We start from the raw sequence: 25,743 nt of genomic DNA on the forward strand, positions 1-25,743 counted from the left end.
CGATCGCCGTCAGACACCACCCGGGTCCCGGGCAGCCTCCACCGCCGTAACGCCGCCACCCCACAGACCTCCTTCACAAGGACAGCGAACACATGAGTCTCCAGCCGGGTGACGCCCTTACCTCACACAATTTCGGCCTGCAGATCGACGGTGTCATGGTCGAGTACCTCGCCGAGGTCAGTGGCATGAGCATCGAGCAGGACGTCATCACCTATCAGCAGAACACCCCGAACGGCCAGAACGTGGTCAAAAACATGCCGGGTGTGAAGAAGAACGGGACCTGCACGGTCATCCGCGGTATGACCCAGTCGGCGTCGTTCACCCAGTGGATCAACGAGTCGATCGCCGGCCAGATGACCACGGCCCGCAAGAACGCCTCCATCATCATGATGGACTTCCAGAACAACCCGGTGAAGCGCTACCACCTGCGCAACGCCTGGTGCAGCAAGATCGATGCGAGCACGGTGAAGGCGGGCGAGGCCTCCGCGCTCACCGAGACGGTGACCATCGTGTTCGAAGAACTGGTCATCGAGTAATGCGCCGTTCGGCCGCCAGGGCCGGCGATTTCGCCCAGACTCCCGGTGCGGAGACGGCGCAGCCCGCGCCCGCCGCCGCACCGGACGCGCAGGTCGCACACGCCGCACAGGCCGCACCGAGCCCGCCGCAGCAGCAGCAGCAACGGTACGAACTGCGCACCGAGTTCGCGTTCCAGCTGCCGCGTGGTTACGTCGACGAGGCGGGCACCGTCCACCGGGACGGGGTGATGCGGCTGTCGACGGCGCGCGACGAACTCGTCCCGCTGCGCGACGTACGTGTCCAGGAGAACCCGGCGTTCCTCTCGGTGGTGCTGCTCGGCCGGGTGATCACCCGGCTCGGCACGCTCCCGATGATCCACGACGGCATCGTGGAGAACATGTTCGCCTCCGACCTGGCCTTCCTGCAGGACTTCTACCGACAGATCAACGCGGAGGGCCACACCCGCGCTTCGGTGGAGTGCCCGCACTGTTCCGAGCCCTTCGAGGTCGAACTCGGCGGGAGCCGCCTGGGGGAATCGTGACGTACGCGAACGACCGGCTGCACGAGGAGATCGCGTACGTCGCCTACCACTTCCACTGGAGCCTGGAGCAGATCCTGGACCTGGAACACCAGGACCGCCGTCGTTACACCGATCAGATCGCGTCCTTCGTGACGCGTGCCGGCGCGGAGGGCTGAGCGGTGGGGTTCCTGGAGAGGTTCCGGAGTGGCCGGACGGGCGAGACTCCGACGAGTGCGGCGGCCGTACCCTCCGACGGTACGGCCGCCATGCCCTCCGGCGGCGCGGCGGAGTCCTCGGACAACGGCGCCCGCACCGGCGGGGCGGCCGAACCCGCGAACTTCCGTGCACCGGTCGTCGCCGCCTGGACCGGGCTGCCGCCGATCCAGCGCGCCGTGGCGGGCGGACCCGCGGGAGTCGCGGACTCCGCGTTCGGTGGTCGGCTGCCGACCTGGCAGAACCCGTCGTTCATGGGCACCGCCTCCCACGCCGTACTGGACGGGCGGCCGGCCTCGGTACTCGGCGGAGCGTCGAACCCGGTGTCGGCCCGGCCCGTACCCGGTCTCGAACGCCGGGCGGGGGCACTGCCGTTGGCGGGTAACGACGCCACGGTGCAGCGCGCCCCCGCGGTACCGCTGCGGGCGCTCCCGGCGAGTCTCCCGGCGGCCCCCGGAGCGTCCGGGGGACCCGCGTCCGCCCGGGGCTCCGGCTCCACGCAGGCGCGCACGGTCCGTCCGGTGACGGCGGCTACTCCCGGCGGATCGGCATCCCGGGGAGAGGCATCCCGGGGTCAGGCGTCCCGGGGGCAGGCACCCATGGGGCAGTCGTCCATCGGCCGGGCGTCCACCGGTCAGGCCGGCGCGTCCGGCGGTGCCGGTTCGAGTCCGGCTCCGGTTTCCACTCCGGCTCCGGCTCCGGTGCCGGTACGGTCCGGGGCTCCTGCCGGGCCTGTCTCCTCCTCGCCCGCGTCGTCCGCGCGCGCGGGCCTGCGGGTGACGCCGGTCCCGGCGGGTCCGTCGCTCCGGCCGGTCACCCTGACCCGGGCGCACCCCGGGGCGGCGGTGCAGCGGCGGGTACTGCCCACCGCGCGGCGGAGTGCCGCCCCCGCGAACGCGGCAGCCCGTACGTCTGCCGGGGCCGGGCCCCAGGCACGCCCCGCCGGTGCCGCTTCCGGCGCCGAACCGCCCGCCGCCCCCCGTGAAGGCGGGCGGGCCCGGGAAGTGCCGTCGGGCGGTGAGCCCGGATCTGCGGGTGCCGGATCTGCGGGTTCCGGCCCGGCCGGTGCGGAAGCTTCTGTTCCGGTGGGTCCCGTCGCGGCGGGTCCTGCCGCGGCGCCTTCCGGTCCGGCCGTCGTACAGCGGGCGGTCGTGCAGCCGCCGGCGGTGCGGGGTACCGCCGTGGGACGGGTTCCTCAGGCGGCGGGCCCGGCAACCGCCGGGAGCGCCTCTGCCAGGTCCGCCGGCCCCGGCAGCAGTACTCCGGCAAGCGGGAGTCCGGGGCGGGGCGGCCCTCGCGGTGGTGTGGGGGCTCCAGCACGTGGGGATTCCGGCCCTACCGGGGCCCCCGCAGCGCCGAGTCCTGCGCCGAGTCCTGCGCTTGGCCCTGCCACGGGCGGTGATACCGGGGCAGTGCGCGGCGCTGCTCCGGTGCAGCGCTCGGCGACCGGTGCCGCTCCGGGGCAGCCGTCGGCGACCGGTGACGCTCCGGGGCAGACTTCGGCGACCGGTGCCGCTCCCGCCGTCCGGGCCGGAAGCCACGACCAGCCCGCGCGGAGCATCCCTTCCCCGCCGTCACGCGGGGCCGCCCCCGGAGCAGCTCTGCCCTCGGCCTCGCCTGCGGTCCCCGTCGCGGGTACCGCAGGAGAGGCGCCGACCGTCCAGCGCCGGGCGGCGTCCGCATCCGCTCAGCAGCGGCCCGCGTCGCCGGGGAACGCGCCTCACCAGCCCACACACTCAGCCCCGGTCCGACCGCAAGGCGCCGGCCCCGCCGCGCCGCTGCCGCAGTCCGGCAGCGGCCGTACGACATCGTCCGGGCCCGGTCCTGCGGCCTCCGGATCGGCGGCACCTACGGCTTCGCCGGCCCCTGGGACCGCCGTCCAACGAGCCTCCGCCCCGCCGAGCACTCCGGCCCCGGCCCCGGCCCCGGCACCCGTTCCTCCACCGGCCACCCGTGCCCGTCCGGTGGGGGAGACCACCGCCCCGGCCCCTTCCACAGGGCCCGCGCCCGCCCTCCCGGACCAGCCCGGCGCCCCCGTCCAGCCCGGCACCCCCGCCCCGGCGGGCACCCCTGTCCAGCGGGCGACGTCGGCGCGCTCGGGCGACACTCCGGGACAGCGGACGGCGGCCTCGGGTCCGCCCGCCCCGGGCACCCCGGGCCGGTCGGACGACTCCGCGCGGCCGTCCACCGGAGTCCGCCCGTCCGCCGCCTCCACCGGCGTGCCCCCCGTCCGAGGGAGCGTCGCCCGTCCGCAGCACCGCCCGGGCCTGGGTGCGCCGATCGCCTCGGCACCCTCGGCGCCTGCGACCCCGCCGGCTCCCGGCATCCAGCGGGCGGTGTCCCCCCAGGGGCAGGGCCTCCAGGGTCCGAACACCCCCGCCCCACGCACCCCCGCCCCGCACACCCCGGCCCCGGGCGCCCAGGCCCCGGCTGTCCAGCGCGCCGTGTCCGCCCCGGTTCCCGGCGTCCAGCGGGCGGCGTCCCCACCCGCCCCGGCCGCCCCCGCCCTGTCCGCAGGTGCCGTCCCGTCCGCAGGCCCCGTCCCGTCCCCGGCACCCGTCCCGTCCCCGACACCCGGCCCGTCCCCGGCACCCGGCCCGTTCCCGGCACCCGGCCCCGCCGCCTCCTCAACACCCGGCCCGTCCCTGCCCGTGCCATTCCGGGGGACCCCGCGACGCTCGCCCCTCGGTGCCCCGATGCGCGCGGTTCCCACCCCCGCCGCCCCGCTGCCCGTACAGCTCGCGCGTACAGAAACGGTTCCGGCACCCGCTTCGGTGCCAACTCCCGTACTGCCGACGACGGCCCCGGCGCCAACTCCCGTACCGACGCCGGATTGGGCTTCGGTACCGGCACCGGCCGACGTGCACGGCGCACCTGCATCCCGCACCCTCCCGCCGGTCCCCGTCGTACAGCGGGCGCCGGTGCGGACACAGCCGCGGACGTCCCTGCCGCCGTCGCCCCTGCCCAGGACGTCCCTGCCCCCGTCGCCCCTGCCGGCAGCCGCACCTCGTTCCGTACAGCCGTCCGTACACACCCACCCCGTGGCCCCGGCCTACCCGGCCCCCGCGGTCACAGCCCCGATGACGGCCTCCCCGGCTCCGGCGTTCCCGACGACGGCGGCGCCCCCCGGGTCGACCGCGCTCCGGGCGGCACCGGCCATGCTCCAGCCGCCCCCCACCGCGCTTCAGCCGTCCCCGACCACGCTCCGGCAGCCGCCCACCACGCTCCCGTCGCTCCCGCCGCTGCCGACCGCGCTCCAGCGCAGCGTCGCGGCGTCCGCGAAGGTGGTGCCGACGCGCCGTCCGGTGGTGCCGGTCCGGTCTGCGGGTGGGGGGATCGCGGCCGTGGCTCCCCTTTCGGCTCCTGCCGCTCCGGCCACCCCGATGCCGGTCGTGCAGCGGCTCTGGGGGAGGCCCCACCGGGCCGACGGCCGATCCACTTCGTCCGCGATCGGTGCTCTCGCCGCCGCCGCCGCGACCACGGTGGCCGGCAGCCTCACCGCGCGTCACGGGCGCCCGGCCGGACCTCCGCCGCCGTACACCCCGGCACCGCCAGCGTACGCACCGCCGCCGAACGACCCGCCGCCCAGTTACTCCCCGCCTCCTCCGCCGGAGTACACCGAGGTACCCGACGGTGGCTTCGATCCCCGGGCGCTCACCGATTTCCAGCTGGACGAGCTCGCGCACCGGCTCGTCGGCCGGATCACGCGGTTGATCCGCACCGAACTCCGGCTGGACCGCGAACGGATCGGCAAGCTCCGCGACCCCCGCCGCTGACCGCCTCCCGCCCGCAACGACCGCAGGCCACCCGACCCGCACGCACCCCGGACCGCAACGACCACAGGCCACCCGACCCGCACGAACACCACCGGCACGAACCCCGACCGGCACGAACCCCGACCGGCACGAACCCCCGACAGAAAGGTCCGCCGAGATGCCCTCCAGCCAAGATCCGGGCTCAACCATCTGGTTCTCCCTCAGCATCGACGGCGAGAGCCTCGGCTACTTCAACGGGTGCGAGGGGCTGGCGTCCGAGGTGGAGGTCGAGCACCACCAGGAGGGTGGCAACAACGGCTTCGTGTGGGCGCTGCCGACCCGGGTCACCTTCTCCACGATCCGGCTGACCCGTCCGCTCACCCCGGACACGGCGAAGGTCGCCAAGTGGATCTCGTCCGTGCAGACCGGGATCAAGCGGCCCACCGCGCAGATCGCGGCGCTGCGCGCGGACGGTTCGGAGGTCGCCAGTTGGGGGCTCATCGACGTGCTGCCGGTGCGCTGGACCGGGCCCACCCTCGACCCGGCGAGTCCGGCCGTGGCGACCGAGGTCCTGGAGATCGCCCACCACGGATTCACGGGCTGAGGGGCGGCGGCACGGTGAGCAAGGGCAGCAAGGGCGCGGGCAAGAGCCTCGTACGCGCCAATCTGGCGATCCACGAACCTCCGGTGGGTGACAGCACCTCCCCCGGCGGGATCATGGAGACGTTCGCCTTCGACTTCAACCCGGCGCAGCTGTCGCTGAGCCGCCGCGCGCAGTGGAAGGCGACACCGGCGCAGATCGAACGCAGCGGCGCGAAGCCGGAGTTCATGGGCGTCGAGGCGATGCAGATGGGCCTGGACGTCTTTCTCGACTCCTCCGACGAGCCGACCGGCAACACCGTGCTGAAGAAGGTGGAGTCGCTCCTCGAATGCTGCGAGGTGACCCTGAAGAGCATCGGTACCAAGCAGCCCTCACCGCCGTGGGTCGTCTTCCAGTGGGGGTCGTTCTCGACGGCGCGGTTCACCGCCTACATCAGCTCCGTCGACGTCTCGTACACGGTCTTCGGCACCACGGGCGTCCCCATCCGGGCCACCTGCAAACTGCAGTTGCACGAGATCCCGAGCAAGACCCGCGGCCAGAACCCGACATCGGGCGCGCTGACCGCGCAGCGCGTCCACCGGGTCGTGGCGGGCGACTCGTTGCAGTCGCTGGCCTGGCGGGAGTACGGCAACGCCGCGGCCTGGCGGTCGATCGCCGAGGCCAACGGCATCGACGATCCGCGGCACCTGCCGTCCGGTACGGAACTGGTCATGCCGTCCGCAGAGGAGGTGCGTGGCTGATGGTGCGGGCCGCGTTCTCCAATGTCGTCGACGTCAAGATCGGTGGCGCCAAGATCCCGTCCGATCTCACCAGCGCGCTGGTCGACAGCCATGTCGATCAGGGGATGGGCGTTCCGGCGGCGTTCCGGCTCACCTTCCGGGACCCGTACCGGAAGATCCTCGGGAAGCTCGGGGTCACCTTCGGCACCAGTGTGGTCATCACGCCGGTGGCCGACGGGCAGGGTGCAGGCGACCCGCTGCTGACCGGTGAGGTGACCGGGCTGGAGGTCGACTACGACGGCACCGGCACCTTCGCCGTCGTCCGGGGGTACGACCTCGGGCACCGCCTGCTCCGCCGGCGCCGGGTGACCGCCTTCCGCAACCAGACAGCGTCCGACATCGCCAGGAAGCTGGCCGCCCAGGACGGCGTGCCCATCGGGCGGATCCAGTCGACGAAGACGGTCTACGAGTTCATCAGCCAGTCCAACGTCACCGACTGGGACTTCCTCGCGCGGCTCGCCGACGAGAACGAGATGGTGATGTCCGTCGACGCGAAGGGGAAGTTCCAGTTCGTGCGGCCCAAGCCGTCCTCGGGCGCGCCCTCGCCGAGCACCGACGGGGACAAGAGTCCCTTCGTGCTGCAGGCGGGCCACGACATCCTGCGGCTGCGGGCCGCCGTCACCGCCGCCGACCAGATCGGCAAGGTCGAGGCGCGCGGCTGGGACGTCACGACGAAGAGGGAACTCACCGCCGTCTCGCCCGCCGTCTCCAACCCGGGCATCGGGATCGGCACCACGCCGGGCGACGCCGCCGGGAAGTTCGGTACGGCTCCGCTGGTGGACACGGCGACCCCGTACGACAAGCAGGCCGAGGTGAAGTTCGCCGCCGACGCGCTCGCCGACGACATCACCTCCTCGTTCGCCGAGGTGGAGGTCGTCGCGCGCGGGAACCCCAAGCTGCGCCCGGGCGTTCCGGTGGCCCTGGCCGACGTGGGCAAGCCCTTCGAGGGCAAGTACACCGCCACCTCGGTACGGCACGTCTTCGGCGACGGCAAGCACTACGAGACCTGGGTGACGGTCAGCGGCCGCCAGTGGCGTTCGCTGTACGGGCTCACCTCCGGCGGCTCGGAGACCGCTCCCCGTCTGCCGAGCGTGGCCAACGCCCTGGTCACCGACGTGAACGACCCGCTCAAGCAGGGGCGGGTCCGGCTGCGCTTCCCGTGGCTGGACGACACCTACGTCAGCGACTGGACGCGCACCGTGCAGATGGGCGGCCTCTCCGGCGGCGGGATCTTCCCGCTGGACGTCAACGACGAGGTGCTCGTCGGGTTCGACCGGGGCGCTCTGGACCACCCGTTCGTGATCGGCGGGCTCTACAACGGCAAGGACGTGCCGACCCCCGTCAGGGACGTACCGCTGCATGACGCCATGCGGAAGAAGGCGAGCCGGCACACCGTCTCCGACCGGGACGGCAACCGCATGGACCTCCTCAGCCAGAAGACCGGCGGCCGCAAGCAGGGGGTCCGGCTCGCCTCCGGGGACCAGCAGTTGATCATCCACCTGGACCGGACCAACACCGAGATCATCGTGGACAGCAAGGGCTCGGTGCAGATCAAGGGCAGCCGGTCGGTGTCGGTGGAAGCGGGCACCGATCTGACGCTCAGCGCCCGGCGTGCCCTGACCATCAAGAGCGGCGGCCCGCTCAGCATCAGCGGCGGCGGCGCGGTCAACGTCCGGGCCACGGGCACGCTGGGGCTGAACGCGGTCGGCGCCCTGAACATGAACGCCGTGGGTGCCGCGATGCTCACCGGTGGGGGAACCGTGCAGATCACCTCGGCCGTCAACACCACCATCAAGGCCCCCACGACGCTGGTCACGTCCCCGGCGTTCCTGGCCAACGGAATCCCGGTGATATGAGCGAGAACCGCAGCGGAAGGCAGGTGGAGGTCTGATGGCCGAGCAGTTCGTCGGGTCCGGCTGGTCGTTCCCCCTGCGCATCGGGCCCACCGGCGGGATCGCCCTGGTCAGCGGGGAGCGGGAGATCGAGGAGGCGATCCGGCTGGTCCTGTCGACGTCGCCGGGGGAGCGGCCGATGCGGCCGGACTTCGGCTGCGCCATCCAGGACCTGGTGTTCGCTCCGGTCAACGAGCAGACCGCGGGGCGCATCCAGCACGAGGTGTACGTCAGCCTGGACCGCTGGGAGCCGCGCATCGAGGTGGACGACATCGAGGTCACCGTGGGCACCGACCAGAGCGTCCTCTACATCGACGTCCGCTACTCGATCCGCGGCACCAACAACCCCCGCAGCCTCGTCTTCCCCTTCTACGTCATTCCGTCCCACGAGGAGCCCGACGCCGGCCCCCCATTGGGCAACTCTTCCGAAAGCGACCGTTGATGGCCCTCCCCTCCCCGAACCTCGACGACCGCCGTTTCCAGCAGTTCGTGGACGACGCCAAGCGCTACATCCAGCAGCGCGCCCCGGAGTGGACCGACCACAACGTCTCCGATCCGGGCATCACCCTCGTCGAGACGGTCGCGCACATGGCCGACGAGATCGTCTACCGGCTCAACCGGGTGCCGGAGAAGAACCACTTGGCCTTCCTGGACCTGGTCGGCATCACCCTGTTCCCGCCCTCCGCGGCCCGTACCGAGGTGACCTTCTGGCTCTCGGCGCCGCAGGAGGAGCCGGTGACCGTGCCGCTCGGTACCGAGGTGGCCACCTCGCGCACCAGCGACGAGGAAGCGGTCGTCTTCGCCACCGAGCGGGAACTCGTGCTCTGGAACTGCGGGTTGAGTCATCTGCTGGTGCAGCGGCGGGGCGAGCCGGCCCTGGACCGCACGCACGACCTCGCCGACGACGGCAAGGACGTGCTCTGCTTCTCCGAGTCGCCCTCCCCGGGCGACTCCATGCTGCTGGGCCTGACCAGCGCGGTGCCGCACTGCGCGGTCACCCTGGAGCTGGACAGCCGGGTCGACGGTGTCGGTGTGGACCCGCGCCAGCCTCCCCTGGTGTGGGAGGCGTGGACCGAGGACGGCTGGCAGCTCTGCGAGGTCGACCGGGACGGCACCGGCGGCCTCAACCGGCCCGGCGAGGTGGTCCTGCACGTCCCCGGCGGCCACGTCCTCTCCCGCAACGCCGGTCAGGAAGCGGGCTGGCTGCGGTGCCGGGTCACCGAACCCCACTCCGGCCAGCCCTTCTACACCACCTCGCCCACCGTCCGCGCCGCCGACGGCTTCACCATCGGCGGCACCGCCCCCGTCGTCCACGCCGAGACCGTCTACGACGAGGCGCTCGGCGAGTCCACCGGCCTCCCGGGACAGCGGCTGCGGCTCGCGCACGGCCCCGTGGTCGGCGACACCCCGCCGGTCCTGCTCCAGACCGCCGAGCACGAGGGGTGGACGGACTGGCAGGTGGTCCCGCACTTCGCGGCCTCCGGTCCGTACGACCGCCACGTCACCGTGGACGCCACCACCGGCGAGATCGCCTTCGGACCGGCGGTGCGCGAACCCGACGGCACCCTGCGCCAGTACGGTATGGCCGCTCCCAAGGGCTCGCCCGTACGCGCCCGCCGTTACCGCACCGGCGGCGGCCGGGCGGGCAACGTGGCCCGTGGTGCCGTGCAGGTCCTGCGCACCTCCATCCCGTACGTCTCCGAGGTCGTCAACCGGGAGGCCGCACGGGGCGGCGTGGACGGAGAGACGGTCGAGGAGGCGAAGGTCCGCGCCCCGATCACGCTCCGCGCCCAGGAGCGCGCGGTGACCCTGCGCGACTACGAGGAGCTCGCCCGCCGCGCCGCCCCCGAGACCGCGCGCATCACCTGCCTGGAGGGCGAGGAGACGGAGTACGGGGCTTATGCGGTACGGGTGTTGGTGGTTCCGCAGGCTGTACCCGACCCCGGCGGCCGGCTGCGCTTCGAGCAACTGGTCCCCGGCGACGCCCTGCTGGAGCGCATCACCCGCCACCTGGACGAACGCCGCCTGATCGGGACCCGGTTGGCGGTCGGCCCGCCGTTCTACCAGGGCGTCACCGTCGTCGCCACCGTGCACGCCTTCCGCGGCGTCGACACCGACCTCGTACGCCGGCGGGTCCACGACGCCCTCTACCGGCACCTCGACCCGCTGACCGGCGGCGCGGACGGCAAGGGATGGCCCTTCGGACGGCCCGTGCAGGCCGGCGAGGCGTTCGCGGTGCTCCAGCGGATACCCGGCGTCGAGCTGGTGGACGAGGTCGTCCTCTACCCCGCCGACCCACTGACCGGAAAGCGCGGCGAGGCGACGAACCGCATCGACCTGTCGGCACCGTCCCTGGTGTTCTCCTTCGACCACCGTGTCCGGGTGATCGGCGACAACTCCCCGACGGAGAACGACCGGAACGGCGGGAACCGCGGATGAGGGGCTCCGTCGACGGACTCGGTTCGTCCTCACCGATCGGTGCGATGCTGCCCGCCGTCTTCGCCGACGACGACCTCGCCCTGCGCTTCGTCGACGGGCTCGACGAGGTGTTCGCGCCCATCCACACCGCACTGGACTGCATCGACTCGTACTTCCGGCCCTCGCTGGCACCCCTGGACTACGCCCGGTGGCTGACCCACTGGGTCGGCGCGGAGACCGACGGCACCGAACCGGAGCCGCTGCTGCGCACCGCCGTGGCGACCGCCGCGTATCTGCACCGCATCCGCGGCACCCGGCGCGGCCTGGCCGAAACGGTCCGGCTCGCCTTCGGCGTCGAACCGGAGATCAGCGAGAGCGGGGCCGCCGACTGGACCGCCCGCCCGCTGGGCCCGATCCCCGGCGCCCCGCGCCCCCATCTGCACGTACACCTCAGGCTGCCCGATCCGACCACGGCGGACCACTACCGCCTGGACGGCATCGTCGCCGCCGCCCGGCCCGCCCACATGCCGTACACGGTCCAGGTGACCGCCGGCGATCCGTCCGAAAGGACTTCGGAGAAATGACCACGCAGAACTGCGCCGAATGCGGCACCCGCGCGGAACCGGGCCTGTCGTTCTGCGACGCGTGCGGGGCCGTACTGAGCTGGGCCGACCGGCCGGCGACCCCGGCGGGTGCCGCGAGCGGCGCCCGCGCCCACGGCGGAGCCGCCGGTGCGGGCGCCGACAGCGGAGCGGGTGAGGCGTCGGAAGCGGCATCGGCCCCGTGGCCCTCGCCCTCGTCCTCGCCGTCCTCGCCCACGTCATCGTCCTCGTCGTCGCCCGCGCCCTCGTCGGTGGCTCCGTCCGCCGGATCGGGTGACGCCGGACCCGGCTGGGACGCCTTCGCCCGGCCCGGCGGTGGCGTGGGGCTGCCCCGGCAGTCGCGGGAGCCACGGGGCAACGCGCGGGAGCCGCTGGGCGCCGAGCCCGGTGCCCCTGACGGCTCCCCGTACGCCAATCCGGCCGACCGGGCCGGGGGAGCGCCCGGCGCCTCCGCGTACGACGACCCGTTCGCCGCCGCACCGGTGGAGCACGCCCGGCCCGCCGGACACGGGACCTACGACGGGCACGACAGCCGTCATGAGGCCGACACCCAGGAGGTCCCGGGGGCGGCGGACGGCTGGGCGGACGGCGGAGCGGCCGCAGAAGCGCACAGGGCGGCGGACGGAGGAGCGGACAGAGGAGCGGACGACGGGGGCATGGCGGACCGTGCTCGCCGTCTCATCGTCCCGGTCTCCGACCCCGGACCCGCCGCGACACCTTCCGTCGCCCCGGTCCTGCCCGGCCGGCCGGTCCCCCAGCGCCCGCACTCCGTACAGGCCCCGGGCGAGGAACTCGGTGTGCACGGGGGCACGCCCTGCCCCTGGTGCAGCACCCGGAACCGCCCCGACCGCCACTACTGCACCCGCTGCGCGATGCCCATGGCGGGCGATCGGCAGGAGACGGGCCGCCGACTGCCGTGGTGGCGCCGGCTGCTGGACACCCGTACCCGGGAGACCCCGTGGGCCGGGGACCGCCCCCGGGTGCGCCGTACCTTCGACCGCGTACTGAGCTGGGTGGGGGCGGCGATCGTGGTGACCCTGGTCATCGTGGCGGTCGTCCACATCCCCGACGCCGTCCAGGCGACCCGCGACCACTTCTCCAAGCGCGCCCCCGTCTCGCCGGACCACGTCACCGCGTCCCGCTCCTACCAGGGCCACAAGCCGGACTCGTCCTTCGACAAGCTCAACAACACCTGGTGGGGCCCCGGGGTGTCGGAGTCGGGGAAGGGCCAGTGGATCGAGGCATCCTTCGACTCACCGACCCGGCTGCTGAACGTGATCGTGATGCCGGGAGTCTCGCCCCGCGCCGACAAGAACACCGAACAGGCCCTCCCGCACCGCATGGACGTCACCGTGACCCAGTCCAGCGGCAAGGTCACGCACCGCGAAATCACCCTGGACGACGGCGCCGGAGGCCAGACCCGCAACTTCCGCTTCGACGACGTCACCAAGGTCCGCTTCACCGTCGTGTCCGCCTACCACGCCTCCGCGTCCAAGCAAGTCGCCCTCGCGGAGATCGAGTTCTTCGGCCCGTCGCACGCGGGCGACAACTGACCGCCGCCCCCACCGGAGCCCGGGCCGGATGCTCTCCGGCCCGGGCTCCGGCGTACGGCCCGCTAACTCAGCAGGCGGGCGGTGGACTCGGTGATCCAGGAGCTTACGGCCCTGCGTAGTGAGGCATTGGTGGCGAGCACTTCTTCGTGACCGGACCAGTGTTCCCTGACGCCGCGTGCTGCATCCGCCGCGACGGCAGCGAGATGGGCATGGGTAGTGCCGAACTTTCGGTCCAAGGTGGACTCCAGCCGCTCGAAGCCGGAGAGCGTCACCCGCTCGAAGCGCTTGCTTCCACCGAATTTGAGGCCCAGGTCCTCCACCTCGTCCGCAGGGACATAAGGGACTGTAGAGACCAGATCGTATACCGGTGACAGTGAGGGAGTGCGACCGTCACGATAGATGAGGGACCAGTTCTTCAGATGTCCGTCGCCGTTCCCGATTGCCACCGAAAAGGCAATTCGACGAACTGCCTCGCGAAGGGATGCTACGTCCTGTTTTCGATAGGCTGTGGCCGCGACGGTCTCGAAGGATGACATGTATTTGTCTTGCGGATACTTGTCCCGCACCTGCGCGAAATCCTCGATGTGGATTCGCGAGCGATTTCCGTCCTCGGTGCGATCGAAGCGCCGAACTGCATAAGCCCACTCCTCGGAGTTGGGCCACATCCGGTCAGGTAGGCCATCGAGCTGGTCCCTGTGGAGCAGGCGTACATCGGGTGTGTCGATGCCAACCGATGTGGCGAGCGACATGATCGCGAACTCGTTGCGCGGGACGTCCGCATGCCTGTAGTCGGGGAACTTGACCAGCCAGTCGCCCAGTTCCCCTGCGGCCGGGACCGTGAGCCGATCGCCACGTGACAGCATGGAGAACTTCAGAGCCACCCCGGCGAGGGAGAAACGCCACGGGGAACTTTCCTTCTCTCCCCCCGGACCCGCTCCTCCAGCTGCGGCGAGATCTCGCCATTCCCAATCGTCCTCCGGCCCTTCCGTCCGCAAAATCTGGACAGCTCCTGGAAGGTCGTGGCCGACCTGAGCGAGAAGCTCCATCTCCCGATCGAGCGAGACTCCCCGATCGTCTGCGATCCATTCGCGAAGGGGACCCTCGGGAAGCAGATTGGAGAACCACTTGGGCAGCCTCAAGGCCGATGCGTACGGCGCTCTGAGATTTTCCTCGAACCTCAGGCCAAGAACCGGCCGTTCTGGATTGTCCAAGTAGCGGTTGCTCATCACGAAGCGCGTGTAATCACCTCTCTGGCACAGCGTTCCGACGCGCAGCCCGTTGAGGACGACGGCGTAGTAGGTCTCGAGGAGAGGTGCCATTGTTGAGTGGTCCGTTCGGTTGGCGGATGGCCCCCGGCGCGTGGTCAGTACCCTTCGGGTGCGACGGGAGTATCCGGCTCTTCGAGGTCATCGAACTCGTCGTCCAGATCGAGAGAATCCAGCGTGGGGGTGTCCTCGTAATCCCACTCAGCCATTCGGTTGATGAAACCACTCAACTGTTCTTGGATGCGCTCCTGGCGCCTCAAAAGAAAGGCTTCGCGATCTCCCTCCGCCAATTCGGCAATTTCGCGGTCGAGCTGGTGCGAGGCCAATACCGCGTCCCAAGCCGCATCCTCGATCTCCAGCGGCTGCCTCGCCAAGGCGGCCGGAAGCTCGGACACGGGGTCCATGTTCGTCGGCAGGAAAAGACGGTTGGCGGGCGACAGTCGGGCGCGTGCCTCTCCGAGCCTGGGGTAGATCATGGGCGCGGCGTTCGCCGCTGTTCTGTCCTGTTCCAGCAAAGCGTTCAGACTTTGCGCGTCCAGGGCCTCGCCGTTAGTGAGTGATCGGGGACCCAGGGAGAACCAGGCACTCAGCATGATTTTCGTCGTTGCTTCGTTGGTGCGGAACCGATCAGCGCTGGGGAGAACCGGCGCGGCATCGGAGATGGTGGCCAGCATGGCGTGGAGCGAGCCTTCTTCCTCGTCCGGCCGGATCTTGCCGCCGAGGGTGCGACTGAACTGCGTGAAGCTTCCCCTGAACACCATGGGGCCGACAAGCGAGAGCCGCCAGTACAGCCTTCTCAGCAGCCGGATGTTGTTCGATCCCGGGTTCGGGAAGTGGGCGAAGAACCGAGTCAGGGTGACCAGCAGGGCTCGGTAGGGCAACAAGGAGATGTGCGGCACACCGGCTTCCTGGATAAGGAAATTGACCGCTCGGACCAGTGCTTCTTCCCCCTGAGAGAAGGCCGTGGGCTCGTCCTCGTTAGGGAACTCCGACTGGGTACGCCGACCGGTCACGGAGAACTCAACCCGGATGTCCCGCATGGGGTCCGGGCCGCGCCGAGCCAGCACCGACGCGAGGATGGTGCCGGTATCGATGCTGCCGAAGCCGGTCCGGGCAGCGACATTGTCCGAGATCTTGGCGAGGGTCAGACGCTCGTCGGAACTCTTCTCCTCACCCGAATACAGGGCGGAGAAGATCTCGCCGCGGTTCAGCTTGCGGCCGAAGTTGTTCATCCGGTCGAAAATGTCGGTCAGGACAGCTCTGTCATCGTGGCGGACAAGGTAAGCAGGAACCTTGTACTGGCGGAGCGCGGTGGCTACTCGCTCGGCTTCGTCGAAGTGGTCGGAAGCGCCCAGGCCGTCGGTCCGGAACCAGGTGAGCAGTTTCTTGAGATCGAACAGAACGGGCAAAGCGATGTGGTGTGCCTCAAGGGAGTGGGGGCTTTCGATGAACTCCTTCTCCACCAGGTCGTAGTACACGTTGAAGGGCTTGTACTCATGGCCCTCCGGGCTCAGCGCGTTGGCCAGACTAATCAGACGCTGCTGACCGTCCACGACCCACAACGACTCGTCGTGCGCCGGAGCCGTCAGGCGGAGTCGCCCCAGCATGAACTGCTCCGACTGCTGCCTCCGTACCCACAGCAGCAGGTTGCCGATGGGGTAACCCTTGACGATGCTGTCGAACAGGCGCAAGACATCCTTGCTCTGCCAGCGAAAGTCACGCTGGAAGTGGGGTACACGAATCCTGCCGCCCCATGCGAGGGGGATCAGATCACCGAGTTCGTAGGTGGTTGCGGTGGGCTGCGAGTCAAGCCCACCGGGGCCGGTCGTCATGGTTGTCTCCAAGGGCACGTGCGCTGATCCCGACCGTGTGGCCTGCGGCAACGCGATTCTTTCACGCTCGGGCCGGGCAGTTCAGACATTTGAGTCTGATCTCAGCTGGAGAGAATTGGTGGTCGGTTGCGCTGCGAGGACCGTTGTCCGGAGGGCAGACGACGGCGGAGCAGGCGAGAGCGCCGGCCGAACGCGTCGGACTCCGGATCTGTCTTCACCCGGAGCCACACGGCTCCTCGCCCGCCGCACCCCCGTACTGATCCCGGGGTGCCCTGGTGAAGGGGCGCACAGCGTCCGGGAACGGGGACTTTCCCGAGGACTTCACCGAGTCGTTCGCCTTCCAGAACGGTCCCCCAGCGATCTCTGGACTTCGGGCACCGGCATCAGGCGGCCGGGACGGAGGTGCCGCTCAGCAGGGTGCGATCGGAGAGGGCGGCGAGGGGCAGGTCGTGGGGACCACGTAGGCATCCGCACCGGGCGTCGGCCGCCCCGCTCCCCGCGTCCCTCACACGCCGAGCCGATCCAGGGTGCCGGAGACCGTCGCGAGCACGGCGCGGGACTCGGGGTCCAGGAAGAAGTGGCCGCCGGGGAAGGTGTGCACGGTGCAAGTGCTGGCGGTGTGCAGACGCCAGGCGTCGGCCTCCTCGGCCGTCGTGAGGGGGTCCTCGGAGCCGGTCAGCACGGTGATGGGGGAGCGCAGGACGGTGCCGGGCGGGCAGCGGTAGTTCTCGATGGCGCGGTAGTCGCCCCGTACGGCGGGGAGCACCAGGCCGAGGATCTCCGGGTCGTCCAGGAGCTGGGTGTGGGTGCCGCCGAGTCGCTTGATCCGGGCGAGGAGACCCGCGTCGTCCAGCGCGTGCACCGCCTCCGTCACCGCGCGGCGGGTGTCCGGGGCGCGGCGGCCGGAGAGGAAGAGCATCGACGGCGCCCGCTCGCCGCACAACTCCCGCCGCCGGGCCACCTCGAACGCGAGGGATGCGCCCATGCTGTGGCCGAAGAAGGCCAACGGGCCCGGAAGGGTCAGGAGCTGCCGGTGGATGGCCTCGGCGAGCTCACCGAGGTCCTCGACGCACGGTTCGGCGTAGCGGTCCTGGCGGCCCGGGTACTGGACGGCGACCACGCCGACCGAGGGCGCGAGGGCCGCCGAGAACGGGTGGAAGTACCCGGCGGATCCACCGGCGTGCGGGAAGCACACCAGGGTGACGGCGTCCGCGTCGGCGGCGTGGTAGCGGCGGAGCCAGAGGCTGGTCCCCGAGTGCGGTGCGGTCATGTCGCTGTGCCTTCCCGTCCGTTCTCTTGCCGGGGCCCGTGCCGTACGCCGTGTCGTACGCCCTCACGTACGCCGTCCCGCGAGGGATTCCCCGCGGCGACTTCCCGCACGGCGGCCGGCACGGTGTCCCGCTCTTGATCGATGCCCAGCCGTTCCGGGGGGAACCGTCACCGTCCACGCCTCTCCCGCCCGTGGTCGTCCCCGCGTCCGGTCAGCCGCGCAGGTAAGCCAGTACGGCAGTACTCTCCGTCACACTCAGGCGCCGGACGCCAGATGGTCGAACTCGAACTCCCGCCCGGCGTCACCTCCCGCGTGCGGCCACCAGAGCGGCGGCCTCGCCGAGTACGGCCTGTTCGGCGGGGGAGAGGTACGGGTCCGACGAGCGGAGGGCGACGGCTCCGGCAAGGTCCTCGTCCGCGATCCCGCCGTCACCGGCCATGGCGAGGAGCAGCGCGGTGAGCAGGACGCGGACGCCGTCCGCGGCGGGGAAACCGGGGGTGAGGGAGGTCTGCGCCAGGATGAGGGCCGACATGGCCCGGTCCGTCCCGGGCGATCCCTCGGTGGTGTTGCTCCAGTCGATCACCACCGGCCCGTGCCCGGTCAGCATCACGTTCTCGGGGTGCAGATCGAGGTGGAGGATGCGGGCCTCCGGATCGGGGGAGACGCGCGCCGGCAGCGCGTGCAGTTCACGCAGCAGCCCGGCGAGCATCTCCCCGCCCCGCCTTGCGTCCAGGGAGCCGGCCATGAGCGCCTCGGCCATGGTGGGACCGGTCAGCCGCTGCATCACGAGGTCGCCGGGACCCGCCCCCCCGGTGGGCGGCCCGATGCGCGGCACCGGGAAGCCGAACGCGGAGAGGTAGGACATCACCGCCAACTCGGGGGTGGTGTCGGCTGCGTCGCGGTAGCGGCGGAGGACCCAGGAGTCGTCGAGTGCGTACACGTCGGCGCTGCGCCCCGAGCCCAGTAGATGGCCAGTGTCCATGGCGCCGAACCTACCTGCGTGCAGGGGGGTTGGGGAGCGGCGGGGAGAACCTGGCTGCGGCGGTCGGTCCCGCCGCGGACAACTGCCGAAAAACTGCTCGGTGTTCGGCTGAAACATTCTGCCCGGCCCATCACGTCGAAGGAGTGGGGCGCACGGCTGGTACGGCCCGGGAGACGGGGGAACGCATGAGGAAGTCGCGCGTCGAGGACTTCAGGGAGTTCGCCGCGGGTTGCGCGGGCCGGCTGTACCGATCAGCAGCGCTGCTGACCGGTGGCGACGTGCACCTCGCCGAGGACCTCGTACAGGAGACTCTCGGCCGGATGTACATGCTCTGGGGCCGCGTCCACCGGATCGACAACCCGGCCGCGTACGCCCAGACCGTACTCGTCCGCACCTTCCTCACGCACCGCAGACGCCGCTCCGCCGGTGAACGCCCGCTCGCGGAGGTGCCCGACGTGATCCCCTCCCCGGCCGGGGAGGACCCGGCTCTGCGGATGACGCTGCTCGACGCCCTCGACCGGCTCCCTCCGAAGGACCGGGCGGTGGTGGTGCTGAGGTACTGGGAGGACCGCAGCGTCGAGCAGACCGCCGAGATCCTCCGGACGAGCCCGGCAGCCGTACGGACCCGGTGCGTAAGGGCGTTGACCCGGTTGCGCACCCTCCTGGGCGGCAGCCTCGTCGAGTTCACCGCCCGGTGAGGCGGCCCGCTCTTCGTTCCTGATCACCTTCCTCTGCCCGAATCGAACGGAAACGGTGTCCAGCCATGCCCTTTGAAGACGAACTGAGCGGAGAACTCCGGCGCGCCGGGGATTCCTTCGAACTCTCCGACCGAGCCGCGCTGCTCGACGGCGCGATCGGGATCGGCCGGCGCGGAGTCCGGCGGCGCAGGGTCGCCGCCGCCGCCGGCGGCGCGCTCGCCCTCGCCCTCGTCGCCGTCGGCGGGAGCGTGGCGATCGGGCAGGCCGGGGGCTCCGGCGGGGAACTGGCCTCCGGTACCCACGCGGTCTCCCCGCGCGCCGGAGGGGGGAACTCCGGCGGGAGGGCCGGGGACGGTGTCTCCGGCAAGGAGATGGTGAAGACGCTGACCGCGTTGCTGTCCGGCGGCAAGGTCTCCGGGGGGACCGGGGTCGGCACGGACGCGGGCTGGGCGCCGCTGAAGATCATTACGGCGGGCCGTGACGGCGCCCGCACCGAGGTCACACGCACCGGGGCGTCGGCCTCGGTCGTGTACGACGACGGCGACGGTCCCGTCACGGTCACCGCCTCCCTCTACCCGACGAAGTGGCTGGTGCCCGGCAGCGGAGGGAACACCACGGACCATCCCTGTCTGTCGGGGGCGGATGGCGCGGGCGACGGCCCCGCAGGCGTGGACTGGGCTTACGACGAGGTCGACCCGCTCGCCCTCCACAACCCGGACGGGACGGTGGCAGCGCAGACCGACGACGGTTGCCCGGTCGGCGTGAGCACGTCCGAGCCGCGGGGTGCCGGCCTCACCGGCAACCGCTTCCGACTGCTGCGGGACGGAGTGACCCTCGACGTCCGCGCCTACAGCGGAGTGCTGGGCAGCGCCGCACATGCCCGCTCCGCCCCGCCGGTCGACGCATCGCAGCTCACCGCCCTGGCCAGGTCCGACCGGTGGGGAACCCTCGTCAGGCACCTGCTCGGCGACATGTCCGCGCACGACCGGCCCAGCGCCACGCCCACCCCGAGCCCCGCCCCCCAGCTCGACTACTCCTCGCTGATGCCCACCTTCCTGCGACTGCTCCCGGACGACGTCACCGTGGTCCGGCAGCAGCACGCGGACGGCGAAGAGTACGCCGAGGTGGTCGTGGACGACGGGGAGGGCGAGTCCCTCGTCGGGATCAACGTCCAGCGCGACATGAGGGACGTCGCCGGCGACCTGTACGGCAGTGCTGAGACGCTGCCCGACGGCACCCTGCTCGCGGTCCGTCAGGAGCCCGGCGAGAAGGGCGGGGCGGGGGTCGTCCAGTGGACGGCCGACTCCATGCGCCCCGACGGCATGCGGGTCGTCGCCATGGCCTTCAACGCGGCCCAGCAGTCGGCGGCGGCCACCCGGTCCGAGCCCGCGCTCTCCATCGACGAGCTCAAGGCGCTGGTCACCTCCCCGGAGTGGCTCGAGCTCCAGGTGAAGTGACCCGGGGGCGCCGGGGTCACCGGCGCCCCCGGGTCACTTCGCGTCCGAGTACCGCTCCACCACCGCCGTGGTGAACGGGAACCGCACCGGTGTGTCCCCGAAGGCGATCCGCCCGGCCAGCTCCCCGGCCTCGCGGATCGCCCGCACCACCCGCTCCGCCTCCTCGGCCGGACAGTGCACGATCACCTCGTCGTGCTGGAAGAAGACCAGCTCCGCCCGGAGCCGCTCCTCGGCGAGCGTGCGGCGCAGGCCGGCGAGGAGGAGCAGCGCCCAGTCGGCGGCGCTCCCCTGCACCACGAAGTTGCGGGTGAAGCGGCCCCGGGCCCGCGCGTCGGAGGAGGCGTACCCGGGGGTGAAGCCGTATCCCCGGCGGCCGTCCCCGGCGCCGTCCTCCTCGTCGGCGCCGCCCTCCTGCGGCAGCCCCGCCTCACCGTCGTCCCCCGCCCCGGCGGCGGGCGGACTGGTGCGCCCGAGCCAGGTCCGTACGAGGCGCCCCTCCTCGCCCGCCTTCGCCGCGTCGTCGACGTACCCGACGGCCAGCGGGAAGCGGCGGCGCAGCGCGGCGAGGTTCTTGAGGCCGTCGCCGGAGGTCTGGCCGTAGACCGCGCCGAGCAGGGCGACCTTCGCCTGGTCCCGGTCGCCCCGGAAGGCGCGGTCGGAGAGCGCGGCGTAGAGGTCGCCCTCGTGTCCGGCGACCTCCATCAGCCCGGGGTCGCGGGAGATGGCGGCGAGGACCCGGGGTTCCATCTGGTCGGCGTCGGCGACGACGAGCCGCCAGCCCTCGTCCGCGACGACCGCCCGGCGGATCACCTTGGGGATCTGGAGCGCCCCGCCGCCGTTGGTCGTCCAGCGTCCGCTGACCGAGCCGCCCGGCATGTACTCGGGGCGGAAGCGGCCCTCGCGCACCCAGTCCTGGAGCCAGCTCCAGCCGTGCGCGGTCCAGATGCGGTAGAGCTTCTTGTACGCGATCAGGGGCTCCACCGCGGGGTGGTCGATCTCCTTCAGCTGCCAGCGCCGGGTCGAGGCGACCTTGATGCCGGCCCCGGCGAACGCCTTGATGACGTCTGCGGGCAGATCGGGCCGCACCCGCCGTCCGAACGCCGCCGATACCTGGTCCGCCAGCTCGGCCAGCCTGCGGGGCTCGCCGCCGCCCGCGTACCGCTCGCCGAGCAGTTCGTTCAGCAGCGCGCGGTGCACATCGGCCCGCCAGGGCATCCCGGCCCGGTTCATCTCGGCGGCGACCAGCGTCCCGGCGGACTCCGCGCCGGTGAGCAGCCGCATCCGGTCCGGGTGCTCGGCCGCTCCGTGGCGGCGCACCTGGTCGGCGTAGACGTCGAGGAGGCCCTCGAACGGCACGTCCGTGGCGGCCGACTGCTCGAAGAGCGGGGACTGCGCCCCCGGCTCGGCGCTGCGGGGCGGCGGATCGGCGGGTACGGGTGCGTCGCGGAGCCGGGCCAGGGCCGCGGCGGCGGAACGGGGTTCGCCCAGCCGCCCCGCGTGGCCGAGGAGGAGCAGCTCCGCGCACTCGATGTCGTAGCACCGCTCGACGCGGACTCCGGCGGCGAGCAGCCGGGGGTAGACCTCGGTGGTGGACCGCCAGACCCAGCGCACCACGTCGGGACGTGCCCGGACCGCCTCGGCGAGGTCGGGTTCGCGGAGCACCGGACCGGCGGGGCGCCCGTCACGCCGCAGCGGGACGAGCAGCGCGCCGCCGCCCTCCGCCGTGGCCAGGGCCCACCGTTCCGTCATGGCTCCGAGTCTGGCACCGGGTACTGACATCACCGGGGAGCACCCTCCGTGGCGGGCCCCGGGCGGCTCCTCCCGGGAGGCAGCCGCGGGCGCGGGCCGCGAGGATCGGCACCGGGGGCGACGGCGAGCGGACCGCGGCGCGCGGGGAGCAGGAGCAGGGATGAAGGCGATCGTGTTCGAGGAGTTCGGCGGCCCCGAGGTGCTGCGGCTGACGGAGGTGGACGCCCCGCGGGTGGGGCCCGGCCGGCTCCGGGTGCGGGTCCGGGCCGCCGGGGTCAACCCGGTCGACTACAAGATCCGCAGGGGGTGGATGGAACGGGCGTTCCCCACCTCGCTCCCCGCGACCCCCGGCAGCGAGTTCGCGGGTGTGGTCGAGGAGGTCGGTGAGGGCGTCACCGGTTTCGCCCCCGGCGACGAGGTGCTCGGCTACAGCGAGACCGGCTCGTACGCCACCGAGGTGCTGGCCGACCCGGAGAAGATCACCCGCAAGCCCGCCGACCTGGACTGGGAGAGGGCCGCCGCGCTGCCGGTGGCCACCGAGACCGCCTCCCGGGTGCTCGACGAACTGGTGCTGGACGCCGGGGAGACGCTGCTGCTGCACGGCGCGGCCGGTGCGGTCGGCTCGGCCGCCGTGCAGCTCGCGACGGCCCGGGGCGCGACCGTCATCGGCACGGCGTCCGCCGCCAACCACGACTATCTGCGGGTGCTGGGGGCGACCCCGGTGGAGTACGGCCCCGGGCTGGTCGAGCGGGTCCGCGCACTGGCTCCCCAGGGTGTGGACGCGGTCTTCGACGCGGCGGGCCGGGGCGCGCTGCCCGACTCCATCGAACTGCGCGGCGGTACGACGGACCGGGTGGTGACCATCGCCGACGCGGACGCCCCCGCGCTCGGGGTCGCCTTCTCCGCCGGGGGCGGCGGCCCCTCGGCCGGACGCCTCGCCGCCAACGCCCGGCGGGCCGTCCTGGGCGAGCTGCGCATCCCGGTCGACCACACGTATCCGCTGGCGGAGGCCGCCGAGGCGCACCGGGTCAGCGAGGCCGGGCACGTACGCGGAAAGCTGGTGCTGCTCCCGCCGCAGGAGGGGTGAGGGGGTGCCCGCCTCTACCCTGAACCCATGGAACCGGTGATCGACCAGGCGTGTGCGGCGGCCCTCTACTCGGAGGGCGACGCCGGTCTGGACACCGGTGCGTCGCTGCTCGCCGCCGCCCCGGACGCGGACGACGAGGCGCACCGGCGGGGCGAGGAGTTCCTCCGCCGCGCCTGGGCCCGGGGCTGGCAGCCCGCCGACGTCGTACGGTTCGTGCGCAGGGAGCTGGACGAGGAGCGGGCGGCCCTCGCCGCGACCCTGATCACCGCCGAGACCGCCGGGTACGCGACGCTCCCGCCGCGCTGGTCCGGCCAGCTCGCCGAGCTGCCGCCGCCCGTGGAGCGCAACCGTCCCGACCGCTTCAGTTACGCCTCCGCGCTGCTGGAGCTGTACCGGCTGCTGCTGCGGCTCCCCGCCGTGGAGGCGGTCGGCCCGCCGCCCGGGGAAGCCCCGGCGGGCGGTGGCAGCACGCTCCCGCCGCCCACGCACGACGAACCGCGCATGCTCACCCGCATCCGCGCGCTGCTGGCCAAGGCGGAGGGCACGGACTTCCCGGAGGAGGCCGAGGCCCTCACCACCAAGGCGCAGGAGCTGATGGCCCGGCACAGCATCGACGAGGCGCTGCTCGCGGCCCGTACCCACAGCGGGGACCGTCCCGGGGCCTGCCGGATCGGCGTCGACGCCCCGTACGAGACGGCCAAGGCGATCCTGCTCGACGCGGTGGCCTCGGCGAACCGGTGCCGGGCCGTGTGGAACAGCGACCTCGGCTTCACCACGGTCGTCGGCTTTGAACCGGACCTGGAGGCGGTGGAGCTCCTCTTCACCTCGCTCCTGGTGCAGGGCACCTCCGCGATGGCGCGTGCCGAGGCGGGGCAGCGGGCCGGCGGCCGGAAGCGGACCAAGACGTTCCGGCAGTCCTTCCTGATGGCGTACGCCCAGCGCCTGGGCAGCCGGCTCGCCGCCGACACCGCGCGGGTGACCGCCGAGGCCGGTGCGGAGGCCGCGGCCGCGGACGGCGGTCCGGACGGGCCCGGGAACGACGCGCTGCTGCCTGTGCTGGCCGCCCGCGACGTGGCGGTCTCCGGCGCGGCGGAGCGGATGTTCCCCCGGACGACGACCACCCGGGTGCGCGGCGCCACCGACCTGGACGGCTGGACCCACGGCACCGAGGCCGCCGACCGCGCCCGGGTGGGCGGACGCGGCGGCCGGGGGATCAACCCGTAGGCCAGGTCCGTCCTGGCGCCGGCCTTTCCTGGCGCCGACCTGTCCTGACGCCGCCTGCCCTGGTGTCAGCCCTTAGGTCCGCAGACGGGTGGTCAGGCGTGCCAGCAGGGGCAGCGCGGCCGCGAGCGTCTCCCGCTCGCCGGAGTCGAGCACCTCGTCGATCGCGGCGCCGAGTGACTCCGCGCGCCTGTCGCGTTCCTCCGCCAGCCGGTCGCCGCCGGCGGCCGTGAGGTGGAGGAGGAGCTTGCGTCCGTCGAGGGGGTGCGCCTCGGTCCGTAGGAAGCCCTGGGCCAGCAGCTCTTTGACCGCCTTGGTGGCCGACTGGTGGCTGACGCCCCGCCGGTGCGCGATGTCGGCCGCGGTCATCGGGCCGCCGCGGTCCAGATAGCCGAGTACGGCGGCCTCGCCGGGGGGCATGGTGTCGGTGGAGCGCACCGCGCGCACCAGTTGTCCGATGGTCAGGCGGAGTTCCTCGGCCAGTCGAGCGTCGTCCATGGGCGCGAATCTACCGGTCATCGCCAACCGGGTTGTACACCTCGGGCGCATGGGCCGCTCCGCGTCCTCCCACAAAAACATGCACCCAAGGTGTACAGTTTGATTGTAGAAAGTGTTCCCGGAAGGAGCCACCGTGCAGCTCACCAAGCACGCCCACGCCTGCGTCACGCTGGAGAAGGAGGGCACCCGGCTCGTCATCGATCCCGGCACCTTCACCCCGGACGCGGCGGAGGCCGTCGGCCGCGCCCACGCCGTCCTGATCACCCATGAGCACTTCGACCACTTCGACGAGGAGCTCGTCACCGCCGCTCTCGAATCCCGGCCGGACCTGCTGGTCTACGGCACGGCCCCCGTGGCGGACGCCCTGGGCGGCCACGACGGCCACGGTGGCAGGGTCCGCGCCGTCACGGCGGGCGACACCTTCACCGTCGGCCCCCTCGCCGTCACCGTCCACGGCCGGCGGCACGCGCCGATCCACGCCGACATCCCGTGTCCCGACAACGTCGGCTACCTCGTCGACGGCGCCGTCTACCACCCCGGCGACGCCTACTTCGTGCCCGAGGCCCCCGTGCGCACCCTGCTGCTCCCGACCAGCGGTCCGTGGACCAAGCTCGGCGAAGCCGCCGACTACGTCCGCGCCGTCGGGCCCGAGCGGATCATCCAGATCCACGAACTCATGCTCAGCGAACTCGGGCAGGAGTCCACCGCGCGGTTCCTCGGCGAGCAGGGCCTGACCGGCATCGCGATCGACCGTCTGGAGCCCGGCGCCACCGCCGCGCTGTGAGCCGCGCACGGGCGGTCCGCGAAAACCCTGCGGCGCCCGCCCCGGAGGGTT

Annotated in this window: 22 protein-coding genes and 1 tRNA gene; 17 read left to right on the top strand and 6 right to left on the bottom strand. The window is 72.3% G+C overall.

Features of this window, described 5'->3' with window-relative positions; translation table 11 throughout:
• Positions 1-92: 92 nt before the first annotated feature.
• The 12 genes from ACFYPN_RS18345 (at position 93) to ACFYPN_RS18400 (ending at position 12,849) form a co-directional block, all read left to right on the top strand.
• The gene (locus ACFYPN_RS18345) at positions 93-536 is read left to right on the top strand and encodes a phage tail protein (RefSeq protein ID WP_266707264.1); all 444 of its coding nucleotides are present in this window, start codon (positions 93-95) and stop codon (positions 534-536) included.
• Positions 536-1,057, top strand: coding sequence for a hypothetical protein (locus ACFYPN_RS18350; protein ID WP_389299304.1), 522 nt, complete (start codon positions 536-538; stop codon positions 1,055-1,057). Before ACFYPN_RS18345 ends, ACFYPN_RS18350 begins: the two co-directional genes overlap by 1 nt.
• Positions 1,054-1,212 carry a DUF6760 family protein gene (locus ACFYPN_RS18355; protein WP_266707268.1) on the top strand — a complete coding sequence of 53 codons (159 nt, stop codon included), beginning with the start codon at positions 1,054-1,056 and terminating at the stop codon, positions 1,210-1,212. The genes ACFYPN_RS18350 and ACFYPN_RS18355 overlap by 4 nt, the downstream gene beginning before the upstream one ends.
• A gap of 654 nt (positions 1,213-1,866) precedes the next feature.
• Positions 1,867-1,933: transfer RNA gene (locus ACFYPN_RS18360), tRNA-OTHER, on the top strand.
• Positions 1,934-4,290: 2,357 nt separating this feature from the next.
• A complete protein-coding gene (locus tag ACFYPN_RS18365; protein ID WP_389299307.1) occupies positions 4,291-5,025 on the top strand; it encodes a hypothetical protein in 735 nt (244 codons plus the stop codon).
• Positions 5,026-5,182: 157 nt separating this feature from the next.
• A complete protein-coding gene (locus tag ACFYPN_RS18370) occupies positions 5,183-5,608 on the top strand; it encodes a phage tail protein (RefSeq protein WP_358761169.1) in 426 nt (141 codons plus the stop codon).
• A 14-nt stretch (positions 5,609-5,622) separates the two neighbouring features.
• Positions 5,623-6,345 (top strand): LysM peptidoglycan-binding domain-containing protein, encoded by a 723-nt coding sequence (locus tag ACFYPN_RS18375; protein ID WP_358761168.1) that lies wholly within the window; start codon positions 5,623-5,625, stop codon positions 6,343-6,345.
• Positions 6,345-8,240: a VgrG-related protein gene (locus ACFYPN_RS18380; RefSeq protein ID WP_389299310.1), complete on the top strand. Its 1,896-nt coding sequence runs from the start codon at positions 6,345-6,347 to the stop codon at positions 8,238-8,240. The genes ACFYPN_RS18375 and ACFYPN_RS18380 overlap by 1 nt, the downstream gene beginning before the upstream one ends.
• Before the next feature lie 34 nt (positions 8,241-8,274).
• Positions 8,275-8,718 (top strand): GPW/gp25 family protein, encoded by a 444-nt coding sequence (locus ACFYPN_RS18385; protein ID WP_358761166.1) that lies wholly within the window; start codon positions 8,275-8,277, stop codon positions 8,716-8,718.
• Positions 8,718-10,715 carry a putative baseplate assembly protein gene (locus ACFYPN_RS18390; protein WP_389299312.1) on the top strand — a complete coding sequence of 666 codons (1,998 nt, stop codon included), beginning with the start codon at positions 8,718-8,720 and terminating at the stop codon, positions 10,713-10,715. The genes ACFYPN_RS18385 and ACFYPN_RS18390 overlap by 1 nt, the downstream gene beginning before the upstream one ends.
• Entirely contained in the window at positions 10,712-11,278 is a 567-nt protein-coding gene (locus ACFYPN_RS18395; RefSeq protein ID WP_358761164.1) for a phage tail protein, read from the top strand. Before ACFYPN_RS18390 ends, ACFYPN_RS18395 begins: the two co-directional genes overlap by 4 nt.
• Entirely contained in the window at positions 11,275-12,849 is a 1,575-nt protein-coding gene (locus ACFYPN_RS18400; protein ID WP_389299315.1) for an NADase-type glycan-binding domain-containing protein, read from the top strand. The genes ACFYPN_RS18395 and ACFYPN_RS18400 overlap by 4 nt, the downstream gene beginning before the upstream one ends.
• A gap of 62 nt (positions 12,850-12,911) precedes the next feature.
• Here the strand turns inward: ACFYPN_RS18400 and ACFYPN_RS18405 are convergent, their stop codons facing one another.
• The 4 genes from ACFYPN_RS18405 to ACFYPN_RS18420 form a co-directional block, all read right to left on the bottom strand.
• Positions 12,912-14,168 carry a type II toxin-antitoxin system HipA family toxin gene (locus tag ACFYPN_RS18405; RefSeq protein ID WP_389299318.1) on the bottom strand — a complete coding sequence of 419 codons (1,257 nt, stop codon included), beginning with the start codon at positions 14,166-14,168 and terminating at the stop codon, positions 12,912-12,914.
• A gap of 44 nt (positions 14,169-14,212) precedes the next feature.
• Positions 14,213-15,946 (bottom strand): DUF262 domain-containing protein, encoded by a 1,734-nt coding sequence (locus tag ACFYPN_RS18410; RefSeq protein WP_389299321.1) that lies wholly within the window; start codon positions 15,944-15,946, stop codon positions 14,213-14,215.
• A 505-nt stretch (positions 15,947-16,451) separates the two neighbouring features.
• Complete coding sequence (locus ACFYPN_RS18415; RefSeq protein WP_389299324.1) at positions 16,452-17,216, bottom strand: thioesterase II family protein; 765 nt, start codon at positions 17,214-17,216, stop codon at positions 16,452-16,454.
• A gap of 301 nt (positions 17,217-17,517) precedes the next feature.
• Entirely contained in the window at positions 17,518-18,198 is a 681-nt protein-coding gene (locus ACFYPN_RS18420) for a phosphotransferase (protein WP_358761158.1), read from the bottom strand.
• A gap of 185 nt (positions 18,199-18,383) precedes the next feature.
• On the opposite strand from ACFYPN_RS18420, the gene ACFYPN_RS18425 reads away from it, so the two are divergent.
• Positions 18,384-18,896 (top strand): SigE family RNA polymerase sigma factor, encoded by a 513-nt coding sequence (locus ACFYPN_RS18425; RefSeq protein WP_389299327.1) that lies wholly within the window; start codon positions 18,384-18,386, stop codon positions 18,894-18,896.
• A gap of 65 nt (positions 18,897-18,961) precedes the next feature.
• Positions 18,962-20,353: a hypothetical protein gene (locus ACFYPN_RS18430; protein WP_358761156.1), complete on the top strand. Its 1,392-nt coding sequence runs from the start codon at positions 18,962-18,964 to the stop codon at positions 20,351-20,353.
• 33 nt (positions 20,354-20,386) lie between these two features.
• On the opposite strand, the gene ACFYPN_RS18435 is transcribed toward ACFYPN_RS18430, so the two are convergent.
• A complete protein-coding gene (locus ACFYPN_RS18435; RefSeq protein ID WP_389299329.1) occupies positions 20,387-22,102 on the bottom strand; it encodes a bifunctional 3'-5' exonuclease/DNA polymerase in 1,716 nt (571 codons plus the stop codon).
• Between the two features lie 160 nt (positions 22,103-22,262).
• Between ACFYPN_RS18435 and ACFYPN_RS18440 the strand changes: the two genes are divergently transcribed.
• On the top strand, positions 22,263-23,189 hold the full coding sequence (locus ACFYPN_RS18440) for an NADP-dependent oxidoreductase (RefSeq protein WP_358761154.1): 927 nt from the start codon (positions 22,263-22,265) through the stop codon (positions 23,187-23,189).
• Positions 23,190-23,216: 27 nt separating this feature from the next.
• A complete protein-coding gene (locus ACFYPN_RS18445; RefSeq protein WP_389299331.1) occupies positions 23,217-24,413 on the top strand; it encodes a DUF2786 domain-containing protein in 1,197 nt (398 codons plus the stop codon).
• 72 nt (positions 24,414-24,485) lie between these two features.
• Here ACFYPN_RS18445 and ACFYPN_RS18450 read toward each other — a convergent pair whose 3' ends face one another.
• Positions 24,486-24,908, bottom strand: coding sequence for a MarR family winged helix-turn-helix transcriptional regulator (locus ACFYPN_RS18450; RefSeq protein WP_389299334.1), 423 nt, complete (start codon positions 24,906-24,908; stop codon positions 24,486-24,488).
• Positions 24,909-25,041: 133 nt separating this feature from the next.
• On the opposite strand from ACFYPN_RS18450, the gene ACFYPN_RS18455 reads away from it, so the two are divergent.
• Positions 25,042-25,692, top strand: coding sequence for an MBL fold metallo-hydrolase (locus ACFYPN_RS18455; RefSeq protein ID WP_358761151.1), 651 nt, complete (start codon positions 25,042-25,044; stop codon positions 25,690-25,692).
• The last annotated feature ends 51 nt before the right edge of the window (positions 25,693-25,743 follow it).

It is taken from the genome of Streptomyces sp. NPDC005576 (genome assembly GCF_042871745.1).
In the GTDB taxonomy this organism is placed as follows: Bacteria; Actinomycetota; Actinomycetes; order Streptomycetales; family Streptomycetaceae; genus Streptomyces.

Coding starts and splice junctions, on each gene's coding strand:
- ACFYPN_RS18345 (WP_266707264.1), top strand. CDS start 93: ATGAGTCTCCAGCCGGGTGACGCCCTTACCTCACACAATTTCGGCCTG.
- ACFYPN_RS18350 (WP_389299304.1), top strand. CDS start 536: ATGCGCCGTTCGGCCGCCAGGGCCGGCGATTTCGCCCAGACTCCCGGT.
- ACFYPN_RS18370 (WP_358761169.1), top strand. CDS start 5,183: ATGCCCTCCAGCCAAGATCCGGGCTCAACCATCTGGTTCTCCCTCAGC.
- ACFYPN_RS18380 (WP_389299310.1), top strand. CDS start 6,345: ATGGTGCGGGCCGCGTTCTCCAATGTCGTCGACGTCAAGATCGGTGGC.
- ACFYPN_RS18385 (WP_358761166.1), top strand. CDS start 8,275: ATGGCCGAGCAGTTCGTCGGGTCCGGCTGGTCGTTCCCCCTGCGCATC.
- ACFYPN_RS18390 (WP_389299312.1), top strand. CDS start 8,718: ATGGCCCTCCCCTCCCCGAACCTCGACGACCGCCGTTTCCAGCAGTTC.
- ACFYPN_RS18395 (WP_358761164.1), top strand. CDS start 10,712: ATGAGGGGCTCCGTCGACGGACTCGGTTCGTCCTCACCGATCGGTGCG.
- ACFYPN_RS18400 (WP_389299315.1), top strand. CDS start 11,275: ATGACCACGCAGAACTGCGCCGAATGCGGCACCCGCGCGGAACCGGGC.
- ACFYPN_RS18405 (WP_389299318.1), bottom strand. CDS start 14,168: ATGGCACCTCTCCTCGAGACCTACTACGCCGTCGTCCTCAACGGGCTG.
- ACFYPN_RS18410 (WP_389299321.1), bottom strand. CDS start 15,946: ATGACGACCGGCCCCGGTGGGCTTGACTCGCAGCCCACCGCAACCACC.
- ACFYPN_RS18415 (WP_389299324.1), bottom strand. CDS start 17,216: ATGACCGCACCGCACTCGGGGACCAGCCTCTGGCTCCGCCGCTACCAC.
- ACFYPN_RS18420 (WP_358761158.1), bottom strand. CDS start 18,198: ATGGACACTGGCCATCTACTGGGCTCGGGGCGCAGCGCCGACGTGTAC.
- ACFYPN_RS18425 (WP_389299327.1), top strand. CDS start 18,384: ATGAGGAAGTCGCGCGTCGAGGACTTCAGGGAGTTCGCCGCGGGTTGC.
- ACFYPN_RS18430 (WP_358761156.1), top strand. CDS start 18,962: ATGCCCTTTGAAGACGAACTGAGCGGAGAACTCCGGCGCGCCGGGGAT.
- ACFYPN_RS18435 (WP_389299329.1), bottom strand. CDS start 22,102: ATGACGGAACGGTGGGCCCTGGCCACGGCGGAGGGCGGCGGCGCGCTG.
- ACFYPN_RS18440 (WP_358761154.1), top strand. CDS start 22,263: ATGAAGGCGATCGTGTTCGAGGAGTTCGGCGGCCCCGAGGTGCTGCGG.
- ACFYPN_RS18445 (WP_389299331.1), top strand. CDS start 23,217: ATGGAACCGGTGATCGACCAGGCGTGTGCGGCGGCCCTCTACTCGGAG.
- ACFYPN_RS18450 (WP_389299334.1), bottom strand. CDS start 24,908: ATGGACGACGCTCGACTGGCCGAGGAACTCCGCCTGACCATCGGACAA.